Annotated in this window: 14 protein-coding genes and 1 pseudogene; 7 read left to right on the top strand and 8 right to left on the bottom strand. The window is 73.6% G+C overall.

All coding sequences use genetic code 11. From position 1 onward, the window contains the following. Positions 1 to 51: 51 nt before the first annotated feature. Positions 52 to 1,338, bottom strand: a complete 1,287-nt coding sequence (locus tag ACWC94_RS26560; RefSeq protein WP_450799678.1) for a GAF domain-containing protein — start codon at positions 1,336 to 1,338, stop codon at positions 52 to 54. Between the two features lie 336 nt (positions 1,339 to 1,674). Then, entirely contained in the window at positions 1,675 to 3,312 is a 1,638-nt protein-coding gene (locus ACWC94_RS26555) for an acyl-CoA dehydrogenase family protein (protein ID WP_450799560.1), read from the bottom strand. 131 nt (positions 3,313 to 3,443) lie between these two features. Here ACWC94_RS26555 and ACWC94_RS26550 point away from each other — a divergent pair, with 131 nt between their 5' ends. Continuing rightward, the gene (locus tag ACWC94_RS26550; RefSeq protein WP_450799559.1) at positions 3,444 to 4,628 is read left to right on the top strand and encodes a YihY/virulence factor BrkB family protein; all 1,185 of its coding nucleotides are present in this window, start codon (positions 3,444 to 3,446) and stop codon (positions 4,626 to 4,628) included. 207 nt (positions 4,629 to 4,835) lie between these two features. Here the strand turns inward: ACWC94_RS26550 and ACWC94_RS26545 are convergent, their stop codons facing one another. Next, positions 4,836 to 5,819, bottom strand: a complete 984-nt coding sequence (locus ACWC94_RS26545) for an NmrA family transcriptional regulator (RefSeq protein ID WP_450799558.1) — start codon at positions 5,817 to 5,819, stop codon at positions 4,836 to 4,838. 81 nt (positions 5,820 to 5,900) lie between these two features. Between ACWC94_RS26545 and ACWC94_RS26540 the strand changes: the two genes are divergently transcribed. The 3 genes from ACWC94_RS26540 to ACWC94_RS26530 all read left to right on the top strand — a co-directional run bounded on the left by ACWC94_RS26540 (position 5,901) and on the right by ACWC94_RS26530 (position 8,684). Beyond that, the gene (locus ACWC94_RS26540; protein WP_450799557.1) at positions 5,901 to 6,851 is read left to right on the top strand and encodes a cupin domain-containing protein; all 951 of its coding nucleotides are present in this window, start codon (positions 5,901 to 5,903) and stop codon (positions 6,849 to 6,851) included. Between the two features lie 233 nt (positions 6,852 to 7,084). Beyond that, positions 7,085 to 7,948 carry a VC0807 family protein gene (locus ACWC94_RS26535; protein WP_450799556.1) on the top strand — a complete coding sequence of 288 codons (864 nt, stop codon included), beginning with the start codon at positions 7,085 to 7,087 and terminating at the stop codon, positions 7,946 to 7,948. A 49-nt stretch (positions 7,949 to 7,997) separates the two neighbouring features. Continuing rightward, on the top strand, positions 7,998 to 8,684 hold the full coding sequence (locus tag ACWC94_RS26530; RefSeq protein WP_450799555.1) for a helix-turn-helix domain-containing protein: 687 nt from the start codon (positions 7,998 to 8,000) through the stop codon (positions 8,682 to 8,684). Here ACWC94_RS26530 and ACWC94_RS26525 read toward each other — a convergent pair. Then, positions 8,667 to 9,068 (bottom strand): VOC family protein, encoded by a 402-nt coding sequence (locus ACWC94_RS26525; RefSeq protein ID WP_450799554.1) that lies wholly within the window; start codon positions 9,066 to 9,068, stop codon positions 8,667 to 8,669. The two genes, ACWC94_RS26530 and ACWC94_RS26525, sit on opposite strands and share 18 nt — an antisense overlap. Positions 9,069 to 9,597: 529 nt before the next feature. On the opposite strand from ACWC94_RS26525, the gene ACWC94_RS26520 reads away from it, so the two are divergent. Both ACWC94_RS26520 and ACWC94_RS26515 read left to right on the top strand, forming a co-directional pair. Then, complete coding sequence (locus tag ACWC94_RS26520) at positions 9,598 to 10,461, top strand: isocitrate lyase/PEP mutase family protein (RefSeq protein ID WP_450799553.1); 864 nt, start codon at positions 9,598 to 9,600, stop codon at positions 10,459 to 10,461. After that, positions 10,458 to 10,721, top strand: coding sequence for a hypothetical protein (locus ACWC94_RS26515; protein WP_450799552.1), 264 nt, complete (start codon positions 10,458 to 10,460; stop codon positions 10,719 to 10,721). The genes ACWC94_RS26520 and ACWC94_RS26515 overlap by 4 nt, the downstream gene beginning before the upstream one ends. A gap of 277 nt (positions 10,722 to 10,998) precedes the next feature. Here ACWC94_RS26515 and ACWC94_RS26510 read toward each other — a convergent pair whose 3' ends face one another. Then, positions 10,999 to 12,012: a hydroxyacid dehydrogenase gene (locus tag ACWC94_RS26510; protein WP_450799551.1), complete on the bottom strand. Its 1,014-nt coding sequence runs from the start codon at positions 12,010 to 12,012 to the stop codon at positions 10,999 to 11,001. A gap of 517 nt (positions 12,013 to 12,529) precedes the next feature. Between ACWC94_RS26510 and ACWC94_RS26505 the strand changes: the two genes are divergently transcribed. Then, positions 12,530 to 14,074: a carboxylesterase/lipase family protein gene (locus ACWC94_RS26505; protein WP_450799550.1), complete on the top strand. Its 1,545-nt coding sequence runs from the start codon at positions 12,530 to 12,532 to the stop codon at positions 14,072 to 14,074. 146 nt (positions 14,075 to 14,220) lie between these two features. Here the strand turns inward: ACWC94_RS26505 and mmuM are convergent, their stop codons facing one another. The 3 genes and pseudogenes from mmuM to ACWC94_RS26490 all read right to left on the bottom strand — a co-directional run bounded on the left by mmuM (position 14,221) and on the right by ACWC94_RS26490 (position 16,481). Further along, positions 14,221 to 15,147 (bottom strand): homocysteine S-methyltransferase, encoded by a 927-nt coding sequence (gene mmuM, locus ACWC94_RS26500; protein ID WP_450799549.1) that lies wholly within the window; start codon positions 15,145 to 15,147, stop codon positions 14,221 to 14,223. A gap of 151 nt (positions 15,148 to 15,298) precedes the next feature. Continuing rightward, positions 15,299 to 16,045: pseudogene (locus ACWC94_RS26495) on the bottom strand (histidine phosphatase family protein); the annotation flags it as partial. Continuing rightward, positions 16,035 to 16,481 (bottom strand): SRPBCC family protein, encoded by a 447-nt coding sequence (locus ACWC94_RS26490; RefSeq protein ID WP_450799677.1) that lies wholly within the window; start codon positions 16,479 to 16,481, stop codon positions 16,035 to 16,037. The gene ACWC94_RS26490 and the pseudogene ACWC94_RS26495, both read right to left, overlap by 11 nt. Positions 16,482 to 16,513 lie beyond the last annotated feature (32 nt).

Raw genomic sequence — 16,513 nt, 5'->3', positions numbered from 1 at the left:
CAGTCACGGCCCGCGCAGGGCGAAGTCCCCGCACATATGCGGAAGACACGCTCATCGAGGCGCGGATCCGGCACCCCGCACGGCCGTCCGGCTCCGCGTGATCGCCGGCGCCGTGGAGGAGGGCAGCAGGTCACGCGGGTCGTCCGGGAGCAGCACCTCGATCTCCGCGTCCTCGCGAAATCGATACGGCCGGTGCTGCAGAAGATCCCCGAAGTACCGCCGGATCCGGGACATCTCAGCCCGTACCGTCACCGTACGTGAGGGATCCCCGAACACATCCCCGGCCAGCGCCGCCGCACCGCGGCCGGACCGGTGGTCGGCGAGCAGATACAACAACTCGGCATGCCGCGGACTGAGTTCACGCGACCAGGAACCCGCCGACCCGGAAACCGTCAGCGTACTGCGGCCCGGCCTGGCCAGGTCCAGCACGATCCGCGTGGCGGTGCCGAGCGGCTCCTCGGCCACCCGCAGCAACCAGCCCCCGGCCAGCGGCTCCACCGCGCACGAACCCAGCGACGGCAGCCACCGGCGGCCCGGCGCCAGCGACTTGGGCAGCGCGACCCGCCGTACGTACGGCGTCCCCGACACGGCCGCCGTCCAGCCGTCCCGGTCCACCGCCAGCGCCCGCCCGTCCAGCCGGGCCAGCACCGGCGCCGCCACCGACCGCAGCCGCTCCAACGCGTTCAGATGCAGTTCCCGCAGCCGCGCCTCGGCCAGCTTGGCCACCGAGTCCACCCAGGCGAGGGTCGCCGGATGCATCGTCTCCAGCGGGCCGCTGACGTCCACGACACCGATCAGACGCCCGTCCCTGGGATCGGTGATCGGCGCGCCCGTGCAGGTCCACGAGGTGTGCGAGCGGACGAAGTGCTCGGCGGCGAAGACCTGAACGGGCCGTCGTACGACCGCCGGGGTGCCCACCCCGTTGGTGCCGACGACGTCTTCGCGCCAGTCCGCGCCGAGTTCGAAGCCGAGCCCGTCCGCCTTGCGCAGCACCGGCGGGGCCCCCTCCCGCCACAGCACCCGCCCGTCGGCGTCCGCGACGACCATGATGTGCTGGGCCACATCGGCGACCGAAAGCAGACCCTCACGCAGCACCGGCAGGACATGCCTGAGGGGTGACTCCTCGCGCCGCCGCCGCACTTCCTCGACGGACAGCAGCCCGGATCTGAAGTCGCGATCGGGATCGACACCACTGCGCAGCATCCGCCCCCAGGACTGCTCGATCACCGGCCGGGGCGCGACCCTCGCACGTCGACCGGCAAGCGTGGCGTCGCGTACCTCGCTCAGCAGCCGCGCCGCCTGTGTCGCGTCCACGGCGGCCAGGCGCGCCACGTTCATCGGCGGGTTCGCCACGGGGGTCCTCCCGAAAGGACGTCGAACATAGTTGTCAAGCCGTCCGGGCGGCGGTTTCCGGCCCGGCTGTGCCTCTCATACTGCCGCTCCGGACAGGCCGGAGGCACACACTCCGCGCACGTGCCCCGACAAGTTGCAACCCCTTGCAACCCTGGTGGACGCTCGGGGGGTGGCCGAGACTTGTCGCGTCCGCGGGCTCAACGGGCCCAGGCGGTGGGGGTGGTGCCGTGTCGGCGCAGCATCACCCCTGCCAAAATTCCGGCCGGCTTCGCACCACAGGGGCGCACCGCACCCCTTGGAGCGGGACGGCGCGGTCCGTGCTCAGGAGACCGGGCGCGCTCGTTCCACGACGGCTTCCAGATCCAAGCTCGTCGGCAAGGTACCGAACGACGCGCCGTGGTCGCCGCCCAACCGCGAGGCACAGAACGCGTCCGCCACCTCCGGTGGGGCGAAGCGGACCAGCAGGGAACCCTGGAGGACCAGGGCGAGGCGTTCCACGAGCCGCCGGGCGCGGCCCTCGACGGCGTCGAGGTCGGCGAGCTCGGTGAAGAAGTCCTTCACGGCGCGGTCGAGACGGTGGTCGGCGCCGTGCGCCCGGCCGATCTCGGTCAGGCAGGCGTCCAGCGCGCCCGGCTCCCGTTGCAGTGCCCGCAGCACGTCCAGCGCCTGGACGTTCCCGGCGCCCTCCCAGACGGAGTTCAGCGGCGATTCCCGTACCAGCCGGGGCAGGCCCGACTCCTCGACGTAACCGTTTCCGCCCAGACACTCCGCGGCCTCGACCACAACGGGCGCACAGCGCTTGGTGATCCAGTACTTGGCGGCCGGCACCGCCAGCCGCAGAAAGGCACGCTCCTGCTCGCCGCCGTCGTCGTACGCGGCCGCGAGCCGGAGCGCGAGCGTGGTCGCGGCCTCGGACTCCAGCGCGAGGTCGGCGAGGACGTTGCGCATCAGCGGCTTGTCGAGCAGCCGGCCGCCGAAGGCCTCCCGGTAGGTGCAGTGGTGGATCGCCTGCGTCACCGCCTGCCGCATCAGACCCGCCGAGCCCAGCGCGCAGTCCAGCCTCGTCGCCGCGACCATCTCGATGATCGTCCGCACCCCGCGCCCCTCCTCGCCGACCCGGCGGGCCCAGGTGCCGGCGAACTCCACCTCGGCGGAGGCGTTGGAACGGTTGCCCAGCTTGTCCTTCAGCCGCTGGACGAGGAAGACGTTGCGGCCGCCGTCGGGCAGCACGCGCGGCACCAGGAAGCAGGTGAGGCCGCCGGGGGCCTGGGCGAGCACGAGGAACGCGTCCGACATCGGCGCCGAGCAGAACCACTTGTGCCCGGTCAGCGTGTACGTGCCGGCCTCGGCGAGCGGCCGGGCCTCGGTGGTGTTCGCCCGGACGTCGCTGCCGCCCTGCTTCTCGGTCATGCCCATACCGAAGAGCACGCCGGCCTTCCGCTCGGCGGGCCGCAGCTCCCGGTCGTAGACCGTGGACGTCAGCCGCGGCTCCCACGCGGCGGCGAGCACCGGATCGGTGCGCAGCGCCGGCACGGCCGCGTGCGTCATCGACAGCGGGCAGCAGTTGCCCGCCTCGGCCTGCGTCCAGACCAGGAACCCGGCGGCCCGGCGGACGTGCCCCGACGGCCGGATCCAGGCCCCGGTCAGGCCCGCCGAGACGCCCTTGCCGAGCAGCCGGTGCCAGGCCGGGTGGAAGTCGACCTCGTCGATCCGGTGGCCGTACCGGTCGTGGGTGCGCAGCCGGGGCGGGTGCTCGTTCGCCTGCGCCGCCCACTCCCGCACCTGCGCCGAGCCGGCGGCCCGGCCCAGCGCGGACAGCTCCGCGCGCACCTCGTCGAGCACGTCCGGACCGGTGTGCCGCCCGACGGCCGCCACGAGGGCCCGGTCGGCGGTGAACAGGTCGTAGCCGACCAGGTCGGGCGGCTGGTTCGTCACGGTGTGGGTGGAGGTGCCTGCCATGATTGCGAACCTACCCGGGACGGCGGCGGTGATGGCCTCCAGAGTGGCACAGCGGCGCCGCCGGGCGCGCCGGACGCGGTTGCCCGCCCCGGAAGGTGAGGGCGGTCCGCCGCTGCGGATACCTTTGGGTCGTGCAGCCAGCAAGTGAACCCCCCGAGCGGCCCGCCGGTCGCCTCCACCGGGCCAGAGCCCTCTACCGGAACGTCTCCAAGCGCAGGACCGCCTGGCTGCTGCTCAAGGACACCGTCAACTCCTGCATGGAGTACCGCATCCTGGGCCTGGCTGCCGAGGCGGCCTTCTTCACGCTGCTGTCCGTGCCGCCGCTGCTGCTCTGCCTCATCGGGCTCCTCGCCTACGTCGACACCTGGACCGGCGCCCACACCATCCGCAGCCTGGAGACGAACATCCTCGACGCCTCGCGGACGGTCCTGTCCGACAAGGGCGTGAAGGAGATCACCCAGCCGATCCTGCACGACGTGATGAAGGGCGGCCGGCCCGACGTCATCTCCATCGGCTTCGTCTTCGCCCTGTGGTCCGGCTCCCGCGCCGTGAACGTCTTCATCGACACGATCACCGTCATGTACGGCCTCGACGGCGTCCGGGGCATCGTCAAGACCCGGATGATGTCGTTCCTGCTGTTCATCGTGGCGCTGCTGATCGGCTCGGTGGCCCTGCCGCTGATGGTGGCGGGCCCGGACGCGGTGGTACGGGTGGTGCCCTGGTCGGAGACGGTGGTGCAGGTCCTGTACTGGCCGGTCGTCATCGTCCTGTCCATCGCCTTCCTGACGACCCTGTACCACGTCTCCGTGCCGGTCCGCTCCCCGTGGATCGAGGACGTCCCCGGCGCCCTCGTCGCCCTGGCCATGTGGGTCCTCGGCAGCTTCCTGCTGCGGATCTACCTCGTGCACACCATCGAGGGCGCCACCATCTACGGCTCCCTCGCCGCCTCCGTCGCCGTACTCCTGTGGATCGGTGTGGCGGCCTTCGCCGTCCTCGTCGGCGCGGCCGTGAACGCCGCCATCGACCGGGTGTGGCCCGCCGCCGCCACGGCCGCCGCCCGCGCGGCCAACGAGCGGATCCGGGAGGCCCAGGTCGCCGAGTACGTCGCCTGGGCGGCGGTGGCCCGCGAGACCGACCCCGACGACCCCGACATGCCCTCCGAGTTCCCCGAACGCTGGTCCCGCTTCCTGCCCCCGGAGGACGTCACGTCCCGCCTGCGCACCCAGGCCAAGCACGTCCACCACGCCCACAAGACCAACGGCCGGGATCCGCACGAGCCGGACGGGGACGGGGGGACGGGGCAGCCGGAGAAGTGAGGGACGTGACGGCGCCCCACGGACACTGCCCCACGGGCGCCGCACCGGCCCGGTGAACGGCCCCGCGCCGGTGCGGGTCCCGTCCGGTCCCGTCCGTGTTCCGGTGGCGGCCGCTCCAGTGCCGGTGTCGGTCCCGTGCGGGTTCCGGTGGTCGCTCCGTGCCGGTGTCGGTCCCGTGCGGGTTCCGGTGGTCGCTCCGTGCCGGTGTCAGACCGTCCAGGTCCCGGCTGCCGCCGCCTCCCGGGCGAAGTCACCGAAGTCCCGCGGCGCCCGCCCCAGCACCTGCCGTACGCCGTCGCACACATGCCCGTTCCGCCCGTCGAGCAGGGACGCGAACAGTCCGACCAGGTACTCCACCTCCTCGGGCGGCACCCCGAACCCGGCCAGCCGCTCACCGTAGTCCCGTGGGGACACCGCCCGGTACGCCAGCTCCCGCCCGGCCGCCGCGGCGACCTCGGCGACCGTCTCACCGAAGGTCAGCAGCCGCGGCCCGGACACCTCCAGCGTCCGCCGCACATACCGGTCGCCGCCGGTCAGTGCCGCCACCACCACGTCGGCGACATCCCGCACATCGACGAACGGCTCCCGCGCCGCCCCGCCCGGGAACACCAGCTCCCCGCCCTCCCGCAGCTCCGCCAGCAGCGGCCCCTCGCTGAAGTTCTGCGCGAACCACGCGGCCCGCACGACCGTCCACCGAGCCCCCGACCCCGCGAGCGCCTCCTCCGTCGGCAGGGCCTGCTCCTCGCCGCGGGCCGAGAGCAGCACCAGCCGCCGTACCCCGAGCCGCACCGCCGCACCGGCGAGCCGGCCGACGGTGTCCGGCGCGTCCGGCGCGCCCACGTCGAACGGATGGACGAGGTAGGCGGCGTCGGCGCCGCGCAGCACCGGTTCCCACGTCGACGGATCGTGCACGTCGAAACCCCGCGCGCGGGAGGCGGCCCGGACCGTCAGGCCCGCGGCGCGCGCCGCCGCCGCGACCCGACTGCCGGTACGGCCGGAGGCACCGGTCACGACCACCGTCGACACCGCCGCGTCCGGCGTGCGCGCTTCGGCTCCCGCGTTCTCCGGCCGCTGCGTCCTCCGTGCGTTGCGCGCGTTCGGCGCGGTGCTCCGCGTGGTCTGCACCGTCTGCACCGTCTGCACCGTCTGCGTGGTCCGTGTGCTCTGCGTGTTCTCCGTGTTCTGCGTCATGCCCGTCAGTCAACTGCCCTGCCGGGCCGGGCGACATCGTCGAACCGCTCGCCCCCATAAGCGTGCGTCTACGCTGCCCCCATGGACGCACTCGCAGGTCTGCTGGACGGTCCGCGCGCGCACGGCGCCTTCATGATCCGGGCCTGCTTCGACCCGCCCTGGGCCGTGCGCGTGCACGACGAGGCGCCGCTGACCGTGATGGTCATGGCGCGCGGCACCGCCTGCGTCACCCCGGACGCGGACGGCGTGCCGGTGCGCCTCGGCCCCGGAGACCTGGCGATCGCCCGCGGCCCGGACCCGTACACCTGTGGCGACCGGCCGGACACCGCACCGCAGGCGCTGATCCTGCCCGGCGGCGAGTGCCGCTACCCCGACGGCACCTCCCTGAACGGTTCCATGGACCTCGGGGTGCGCACCTGGGGCGACCGCCCCGACGCGGGCACGGTGATGCTGATCGGCACCTATCTGATGCGCGGCGAGATCACCGGGCGCCTGCTCGCCGCCCTGCCACCCCTGCTGACCCTCCCCGCCGAGCTGTGGGACTGCCCGCTCACTCCCGTGCTGGCCGAGGAGATCGTCCGCGACGAACCCGGCCAGGAGGTCGTCCTGGACCGCCTCCTGGACCTGCTGCTCATCAGCGCCCTGCGGGCCTGGTTCTCCCGTCCGGAGGCGGCGGCCCCCGCCTGGTACCGGGCGCTGGCCGACCCGGTCGTCGGCCGCGCGCTGCGCCTGGTGCAGGACGACCCGGCGCACCCCTGGACGGTGGCCGCGCTCGCCGCCAAGGCCGGGGTCTCCCGCGCGGCCCTCGCCCGCCGTTTCACCGACCTCGTGGGCGAACCCCCGATGTCCTACCTGACCGGCTGGCGGCTCGCTCTGGCCGCCGACCGGCTGCGCGACACCGACCTCACCCTCGACACCATCGCCCGCCAGGTCGGCTACGGCGGAGCGTTCGCCCTCTCCACCGCCTTCAAGCGCGTGTACGGCGTGAGCCCGCAGGAACACCGGGCCGGCCGGGGCGGGGGCCGGCCCTGAGGGTGCGGCGCGGCTTCGGCACGGTGTGGCTGTGGTGCGGTGTGGCTGGGGCCGTGGTGCGAGCGTGGTGCGGCGCGTCTGTGGCGCGGGCGGGGGAGGGGGGCGGTTCTCCACCCGGCGAGTGATGCGGCGTTCCACCCCTCTTCCACCCGGCTCTCCACCCGTGCTCCGATCCGTCCTGCCCTGCCCCTCACCTAGCGTTTTTCCGCAGGCCGGTGCCGTCCGGCAGCGGCATGACGCAGGGCGAGGAGGCGGACGAGATGGTGGACGTGGTGGACACGACGGGCCGGGAGCAGCGGCCACGCACGGGGGCGAGGCGGCCACGCACGGGGGCGAGTACGCAGGCGAGCACGGGGGTGAGCACGGGCGGGTCCGCCCACGGTCCGCTGCTCGCGATCGCCGCCGACATCGCCCTGCCGCTCCTCGTCTACTACGCGGCTCGCGCCCTCGGGGCCGGACAGGGCCCGGCCCTGCTGCTCAGCGGCGCGCCACCCGCCCTGCGCCTGGTGACCGGCGCGGTCCGGCAGCGCCGCATCGACGGCGTGGACCTGTTCTTCACCGTGTTGCTGGCCCTCGCCGCGCTGACCACCCTGATCGGCGGCAGCACGCGGCTCCTGCTGTTCAAGGACGCGGCGCTGTCCCTCGTGGTCGGCGGCTGGGTGCTCGGCACCGGCTTCACCGGCAGGCCGCTGGCCTTCCAGCTGGGACAGCGCCTGCACCGGGGTCCGGCGGCCCGGATACGGGCGGGCCTGTGGCGGGACTCCGCCGAGTTCCGCCGGGGCCTGCGTGTGCTGACCGTGGTCTGGGGCGCCGAGCAGCTGCTCGACGGGGGAATCGGCACACTCGCAGCCGCCACGCTGCCGACCGACGTGGTGCCGCTGCTCGGCCGCGTCCTCTCCCTCCTGCTGCTCGCCCTGGCCGCCGCGGTCACCGCCGCCTACGCCCGCCGCTTCCGCACCCGGCACGGTCTTCCGCTGCTCGGCGCCCCCGACACCGGGGGCCGTGCCGGCGCTCCGACCGAGGAACGTCAGGTGGCGGCGGACGGCGCGATACACAGCCCGGCGTCACCGGCGCCCCCGGACCGGCGCCCGAGGTGAGCGGGAGATCGTGCCGCACGCCCGCCGCCTGGCGCCGTAGGCTGGCCCCGTGTACGCGGAGCGGGCGTCCCGGCTGACCGGCGCGGTCGTGTGGACGAACACCCCGGAGGGGGCCGCTGGCGGTGCCGTGCTGCCGGACGGCTGCATGGACCTGCTGTGGAGCGAGGGCCGGCTGCTGGTCGCGGGCCCCGACACCCGCCCCTACGTCCCCGAGGGCCCGCCCCGCTTCTGGGCAGGCGTCCGCTTCTTCCCCGGTACCGCGCCCGCTCTGCTCGGGGTACCCGCGCACGAACTTCGGGATCTGCGCGTCGAGTTGGCCGATCTGTGGCCCGCCGCCCGGGTCCGGCGGCTGCGCGACCGGGTCGAGGCGGCACCCGACCCGGCGACTGCGCTGGAGGACATCGCCCTGGAGCAGGCCGAGCGGACCACCGCCCCCGATCCGCTGCTGCACCGGCTGGTGGAGCGCCTGGACGAGGGCCGTCCGGTCTCCGTCACCGCTGCCGAACTCGGCGTCGGGACCCGCACGTTGCACCGCCGCTGCCTGGGCGCGTTCGGCTACGGACCCAAGACCCTGGCCCGCATTCTGCGGCTGCAGCGGGCGCTGGCGCTGGCCCGCTCCGGGACGCCGTACGCTGAGACGGCCGTCCGCGCGGGGTTCGCGGACCAGCCCCACCTCGCTCGCGAGGTGCGGCAGTTGACGGGAATGCCGCTCGGGGAGCTACTCGGCGGCGGGTAGCGGGGCGAACAGGTCGACGCCGTTGCCGTCGGGGTCGTGCACGGTGGCGTACCGCTGTCCCCAGAACGCGTCCCACGGCTTGAGCTCCCCGTGGTACCCGGCGTCCACCAGGTCCTCGTACAGGGCGTCGACCTCGGCGGGTGACCCGCACCGGAAGGCGAGCCCCACGCGCCCGCCGCTCTCGGGCGGCCGCCAGCCGGGGTAGAAGGAGCGGACGGTGTCCTCGGTGTCCAGGGCGAAGGCCAGTCCCCCGGGCAGTTCCGCGTTGACGTGCGGCTGCTCCTCGGACCCCTCGGGGAAGACGAGTCCGAGGCGACGGTAGAAGGCGAGCGAGGCTGCCATGTCGGAAGCCACCACGCCGATCAGGGCGAATTGTGCTGTCATGCCGTCACCGTAGGCAGGGGCGGAGGGCCCGGTCTTGAAGGAATCGGACACCGGAGGCCCGGGAGGAGACCCCGCGGGGCCTTCATGATCGCCGTGTCCGGGTCGAGCGGGCTGATCACCCGGGCCGGGATGCGCACCCGGTCCAGGAGCGGGGAGCGGCGTTCGTGCCGGGCGCGGTCACGGTCACCGGTCCTGTGGCTCAAGGGAGTTGGAGCGGGCCGCGGTTCCTGGCCTACCCTCGTCGCATGGCCGCGCGACCGCTGTTCCGCATCCGCACCGCGGACCACCGCCGACGAGGCGTCGTACGGCGGCGGGTGCGGCCGGCTCACCTGAACGGCGGGCCGGGTTGGGCGGGACGGCTTCCTGCGTGACGTTTCTGCGGTGAACCGGTTGCGCCATTGGAGTGAGTAAAGCTCGCTTACATGGATGGTCATGTGAGTATCTAGAGATGCTCTTGTCTTGGCAAAGGGCTTCGAGGCGCGGTGGTCCATCCGGCCCCGCGTCACCCACCCACAGGAGGAGCCGGACCTTGACCTACGGTAAGAAGCTGCGCGAGCGCATCGCCGGGCCCGGGACCACACCGCTGATCGGCGTCTACGACATGTACTCGGCGTCGATCGCGGCCAAGCACTACGACGGGATGTTCGTCTCGGGGTTCGGGTTCGCGGCCTCGTACTACGGGCTGCCGGACATCGGATTCATCGCCTGGCCCGACATGGTGGCCTTCGTCCAGCGGCTGCGGGGCGCGTTCCCGCACCATCACCTGCTGGTCGACATCGACGACGGGTACGTCGACCCCGAGGTCGCCTGTCACGTCGTCGAGGGGCTGGAGCGCATCGGTGCCTCCGGGGTGATCCTGGAGGACCAGAAACGGCCCCGCCGCTGCGGCCACGCCGACGGCAAACAGGTACTGCCGCTGGAGGAGTACCTGGAGAAGCTGCACAAGGTCCTCGAGACCCGGCGAGATCTGGTCGTCGTCGCCCGTACGGACGCCACCGACGAGCACGACATCCTGCACCGCGCCGAGCGGCTGGCCGCGACCGACGCCGACGTGGTCCTGGTGGACGGGGTGCGCAGCGTCGAGTGGATCAAGCGCATCCGCGAGGTCGTCGGAACCAAGCCGCTGCTGTTCAACCAGATCGCCGGCGGCAAGTCGCCCCGCCTCTCCCTCGGCGAACTGTCCGACCTCGGCGTCGATGTCGCGATCTACAGCACCCCGTGCCTGTTCGCCGCGCACGAGGCGATGGACTCCGCGCTCACCGTACTGAAGGCGGCCGACGGCCGGCTGCCGGAGGTGGACCCGGCCGGCGGGGTGGGTGTGAAGGCCTCCACCCGCCTGCTGGAACGCAACATCGCCCGCGAGCGGCTCACCCCCGAGGGCGTGGGCGTGTGACCGGTACCGTTCCCCGGCTCGGGATGGCGGCGGCGGTCGCCTTCGCGGTGCTTGCGGCCGGTGCGGCGCCGGCGGCATCGTCCGGCGGCCTGATCACCGTGGTCGACAACTCCCACGCCGACTCCTGGCTGGAGGTCGACCGCGCGGCCAACGTCCAGACCGGCAAGGGCACCGCCGGCAGCGACCACGACGGCAGCGCCGTGGACGCGATCGAGGCCCTCACCAGAGGCGGCCACCAGCGCAGGGAGGTCTGGGACTGAGCGACCCCGAGACGACCGGCCGCCGGACGGCAACCGTCCGCTGACCAGCGGCCGGGTACCCCGTGGGGAGGGTGCCCGGCCGTTGCCGCCACCGGCGTCACGCGGCGGGTCGCCCGCCGGACGGCGCGGCCGTCCCGTTGCGGCTCCTTCGACGTCGTGGCGCGATCACCCGCTCGGCGCCCCGCCCGCGCCGGTGCGCAGACCGTATTCCATCGTCACTGCGGGCGGGGGCCCTGTGGACAGCCGGGGGACTGTGGACAGGGCCCCGGCGCGCGCATCAGGCGACCCGGGTCAGATCCGCGTGCCGCACCTCGTGCCGCGGCGGCACGCCCTCGGCCAGCCGCTCCAGCTCCTCCACGACGATGGCGCCCAGCCGTTCGAGCTCGTTGCCGAGCGAGCCCGCGATATGCGGGGTGAGGAAGACGTTGGGCAGCTCGTACAGCGGGGAGCCCGCGGGCAGCGGCTCGGGGTCGGTGACGTCGAGGACCGCGCGCAGGCGCCCCGAGACCAGCTCCTGCGTCAGCGCGTCCTGGTCGACCAGCGCACCGCGCGCGGTGTTGATCAGCACGGCGCCGTCCGGGATGAGCGCGAGCCGGGCCCGGTCGAGCATGTGGCGGGTCTCGGGGATGTCGGGGGCGTGGAGGCTGACGATGTCGCTGCGCCGCAGCAACTCCTCCAGCGGCAGCGGCCGCGCCCCCAGGGCGTGGGCCTCGGCGGGGCTCACACAGGGGTCGTGCAGCAGGACCGTGAGGTCGAACGGCCGCAGCAGTTCCATGAGTCGGCGGCCCACGCGCGAGGCGCCGATGACCCCGACACGGCGGCCGAGGTTGCCGCTGGCCGCTGTCTCGGCGGGGCTCGGCCGGGCGTGGGTGCGGCGGTAGCGCTCACGCTGCTCGAAGGCGTCCTTGCCGAGGAGCAGGATCATCGCCAGCGTGTACTCCGCCACCGGCAGGGCGTTGCCGGTGGCCGCGCTGGACACGGTGACACCCTGTTTCCACACGGCCTCGCCGACCAGGGAGCGGACCGAGCCCGCCGCGTGCAGGACGGCACACAGCTTCGGTACGGCGGCGAGGACACCGGCGTCCAGGTGCGGACAGCCCCAGCCGGTGATCAGCACCTCGGCCGCGGCCAGCGCGTCGGCCACCGCCGGATCGGCGAAGTCCCGTACGACCAGCTCCGGATCGAGGTCGGCCGTCCGCCTCAGCCGGGCCATGAGCGGCGGGGGGAAGAGCAACGGGAGGTGCACCGGGTCCATCGCGAACACGGCCCGCGGCGGCTGAGGGCTGGGCATGACTCTCCTGACGAAACGTCGGTAGAAAACGTTTTCAGAAAGCGCCTTCTAACTTAGGTCTGCCGGGAATGGGCGGTCAATCGGTAGCGGTGGGGCCGGAACTGGCAGAGGCGTGCTTCCGCTTTCGGCGAGGGCACTGAGGTCTCCCGCTGCCCGGCGCGTAATCGGTTACCGGAACATTCGGGTGGGAACCCCGTCCGCTCAGGCGCTTCGGCGATTCGGAGCGATCGCCCGCCGAAGGTGGCGGCGGGGACTACGGCTCCCCCCGCGGCGGCCACGACCAGCTCGGCTTCGGCAACCGCGTGTACGCCACGTGACCGCCCCCCCGCTTCCCCGTCCCGCCGTAACCCGAACGGCCCTCCCGCGCGCCCGTGCACCGGAATACCGGACGCTCTTGTGGTGCTCTGTTGTTGCACAGTGCACACGTGCGCGCGTGCAGGAGTGTGCGGCGAAGGGCTGGTGGGCGATGACGGCAGACCAGGCGAACCCCGCGGCTGGGACAGACCGGACGGGCCCCGTGGTCCGCACGCCGTACGGGGCCGTGCACGGCCGGTACGAGCACGGCGTCGCGGTCTTCCGGGGCATCCCGTACGCCGCCCCGCCCGTCGGGCCCCGCCGGTTCCGCCCGCCCGAGCCGCCCGAACCCTGGGACGGCGTCCGTGACGCCGGGGCCTTCGGACCGACCGCGCCGAAACCGCCGTACTCCGAGGCGTTCGCGCAGTACCTCTCCGACCCGGAGATCCCCGGCGACGACTGCCTCAACCTCAACGTATGGACCCCGGACCCGAGCCGCACAGCCCGGCTCCCGGTCCTCGTCTGGCTGCACGGCGGCGCCCTGACCAGGGGATCCTCGGCCGTACCCGTGTACGACGGCGCCACCTTCGCCCGGGACGGCGTCGTCTGCGTCTCGGTCAACTACCGGCTCGGCATCGAGGGATACGGCCTGTTCCCGGACGCACCCCCCAACCTCGGCCTGCGCGACCAGCTCGCCGCCCTGCGCTGGGTGCACGACGCCATCGGGGCCTTCGGCGGCGACCCGGACCAGGTCACCCTGTGCGGCCAGTCGGCCGGCGCCATCAGCGCCGGCGTCCTGCTCGCCGCGCCCCACAGCCGCGGTCTGATCCGCCGCGCCGTACTGCAGAGCGGCCCGCCGGAGGCATCCGAGCGCGACAAGGTACGGCGCCTGGTGCGCCGCATGGCCACCCGGCTGAGGATCCCCGCCACCGCGGCGGCCTTCGCCACCGTCGACCGCGACCTGCTGCTGCGCACCCAGGCCGAGGTCGGCCGGCTCGGCAGCCCCGTCCTGGGCGGACCCGCCTTCGGCATCGTCGTGGACGGCGACCTCGTGCCCCGCGACCCGCTCAAGGCCCTGACCGACGGTGACGCCGCCCGCGGCGTCGAACTGCTCCTGGGCTGGACCCGCGACGAGTACCGGCTCTGGCTCGTACCCGGCGGGCTGCTGGAGCGCGTCGACCGGCTCGGCCCCGTCGCCCTCGCCGGGGCCATGGCCCGCTGCCACGCCGGCCACGAGGTGGCGCGCGGCTACCGCACCCTGCATCCCGACGCCGGCACCGCCGAGATCGTCGGCCAGATGGTCACCGACCACCTGCTGCGCGTCCCGCTGCACCGCCTCGCCGACGCCCGCCCCGGCACCTCCTACCTCTACGAGTTCGCCTGGCCGTCCCGCCTTCCGGGCCTCGGCGCCTGCCACGCCCTGGAGCTGGGATTCGTCTTCGACAGCGGTGACATACCCGAATCGAAGAGGCTGGCCGGTGAGGGTGCCCCACAGGATCTGTGCGACGCGATGCACGGGGCCTGGGTCCGCTTCGCGACGACCGGGAACCCCGGCTGGCAGGCCTGGGACGCCTCCCACCCGGTGCGGATCTTCGGCGACGGTGAACCGTATATCGCATACGGTCCACGGGATGCGGAATTCACCCTCTGGCAGACCTCGCCCACGGCCCCGGCCCCCGACCCCGCCACCGACATCCGGGCCCCCGGAGCCGAACTGGCCGCGGCGGTAAGACGGTTACGACGGTCGGTCGCAAGCCGACGCCACTGACGGCAGACGGTGGCCAGGCACCCGCGGCCACACGACGGCAACCGGTTCCCGCGCCGGGAGGCAAGCGCCCTGGAGGCCTGTGGTCCCGTGTGTACGCGGCGGTGACGCCGGGGCACGTCCACGGGCCTCGGTGCCGGACGGGCGGTTCAGGTCCTGCCCAGTGCCCGCGCGATCGAAGCGATCGCCTCAGGGCCCACCCGGCAGCATCCCCCGATGAGCCGTGCGCCGGCGTCCCGCCAGGTCACGACCTGCCCGGCGCCGAACCGCGTACGCCCCGTCCAGGCACGCGCCTCGGCGTCCCAGGCCTCCCCGCTGTTCGGATAGACCACGACCGGCTTGCCGGTGACCCGCGACGCGATCTCCACCGCGGGTTCCACGTCCTCGGGGGCGCAGCAGTTCACCCCGACCGCGATCACCTCGTCCACGTCGGCGGCGAGGCCGAACGCCTCCTCCAGGCGCTGCCCGGCCCGCGTCCGCCGACCGTCGACGGTGTACGACAGCCAGGCCGGCACTCCGAGCCCGCGTACCGCCCGCATCAGCGCGGCCCCCTCGTCGGCGTCGGGTACGGTCTCCAGCGCGAGGGCGTCCGGCGCGGCGGCGGCCAGCACCTCGATGCGCGGCCGGTGGAACCGCTCCAGCTCGGCCACGCTCAGCCCGTACCGGCCCCGGTACTCGGACCCGTCCGCGAGCATCGCGCCGTACGGCCCGACCGAGGCCGCGACCCACAGAGGCCGTCCGACGCCCTCGTCCCTGGCCTGCCGGGCGGCGTCCCGCGCGAGGTCCACGCTCAGGGTGAGCAGGCGCGCGGCGTCGTCGTGACCGATACCGCGCCGCGCGAAGCCCTCGAAGGTGGCCTGGTAGCCGGCGGTGATGGCCACGTCGGCGCCCGCGCGGAAGTAGGCGAGATGGGCCTGCGCGACCGCTTCGGGCCGCTCGGCGAGCAGCCGCGCCGACCACAGGTCGTCGCTCAGGTCGTACCCGGCGGACTCCAGCTGGTTGGACATGCCGCCGTCGAGTACGACCGTCCCGGTGGCGAGCGCGTCGGCGAGGCCGGGGGAGGTGTTGCTGATCATGTCTCGACGCTAAGGATTTGTTCCGCGATGCACCAGGGGGCAAGGGCCGCTCGGGACGGGCGCCTTCCGGCGCCCCGCCCACCGAAGGTGTGCCCCGTGCCGCCCACCCAAGGTGGCCCCCGTGCCGCCCACCCAAGGTGGCCCGTGTCGCCTACCGGAGATGACTCGTGTCATTGAGCGTCTGCACCGACGCCTCACCGTCCGCGTGGTAGGTCACCGCCGACAGCGACGCCGCCGCCAGCTCCATCCGGAACAGCGACCGCGGCGGCGCATCCAGCGCCAGCCGCACCAGGGTCCTGAGCGGGACGACGTGCGAGACGACCAGCACGGTCCCCCCGGCATGCCGGGCCAGCAGCGTGTCCCGTGCGGCCGCCACCCGCCGCGCCACCGCGTCGAGTGACTCGCCGCCGCCCGGGGGCGCCGCCGCCGGGCACTTCAGCCACGCCGTCAGGTCATCGGGGTAGTGCTCGCGCACCTTTGCGAAGGTCAGGCCCTCCCAGGCGCCGAAGTGCGCCTCCCGCAGGTCGTCCTCGACGTCTACGTCCAGGCCCAGCCGCGTGGCGACCGTCTGCGCCGTCTGCCGGCAGCGCCGCAGCGGTGAGGCGACGATCGCCTGCACACCGCCGCGGGCGGCCAGCTGTGCCGCGGCCGCCTCGGCCTGGCGCCGTCCGGCCTCCGACAGCGACGGATCCGAGCCACCACTGCCGGAGAACCGTTTCTGCGGCGTCAGTGGCGTCTCACCGTGCCGCAGCAGCACGAGCGTCGTCGGGCTGCCCCGACCGGCCGGCCGGCCCCGGCCTGCCGGAGCAGCCGGAGCCGCCTGCTCGACCGCAGGCTCCCGGTCACGCCCCGGGAGCCCGGCGTCCATCGCCTCCTTCACCGGCCGGCTAGTTCGCCGAGGGCGCGAAGTGGTCCCGCACGGAGTCGGTCTGTCTCTCCATCATGGCGATGATCCCCTCGATGACGTCGGGGTCGGCGCCGGCGGCGATCGTCAGCTCTCGTGACCACTCGAAGTAGCTGCGGTTCGGATCGTTGGTGATCGGGCGGACGCGCAGGGTGGCGAGATAGCCGGAGACGCCCGACGTCGGCGCGACGGCTCGGTAGGTGGAGGACCGCTCCACCTCGTTGCGTCCGGCGACCTCCTGCTGGACCAGGCCTTCGTTGAACACCAGCGTGAAGTCGTACCGGGCCGGCACCCGCTCCAGTGCGCCGCCCTCGGCCCAGCCCACGTCCTTCACCGCAGGTCCGGACACGATCTTCACCAGCTTCATGGGGTCGCGGACCTCGGCCCAGACGGTGTCCGGGTCGGCGTCGACGATCGTCGAGTGGTGCATCGTGTGCTTCCGCGTGATCGTCACGGGAACTC

The sequence above is a fragment of the Streptomyces sp. NPDC001135 genome, assembly GCF_053598395.1.
Note: the sequence above shows the minus strand (reverse complement) of the source record. Positions and strands in the feature narration are given on the sequence as shown.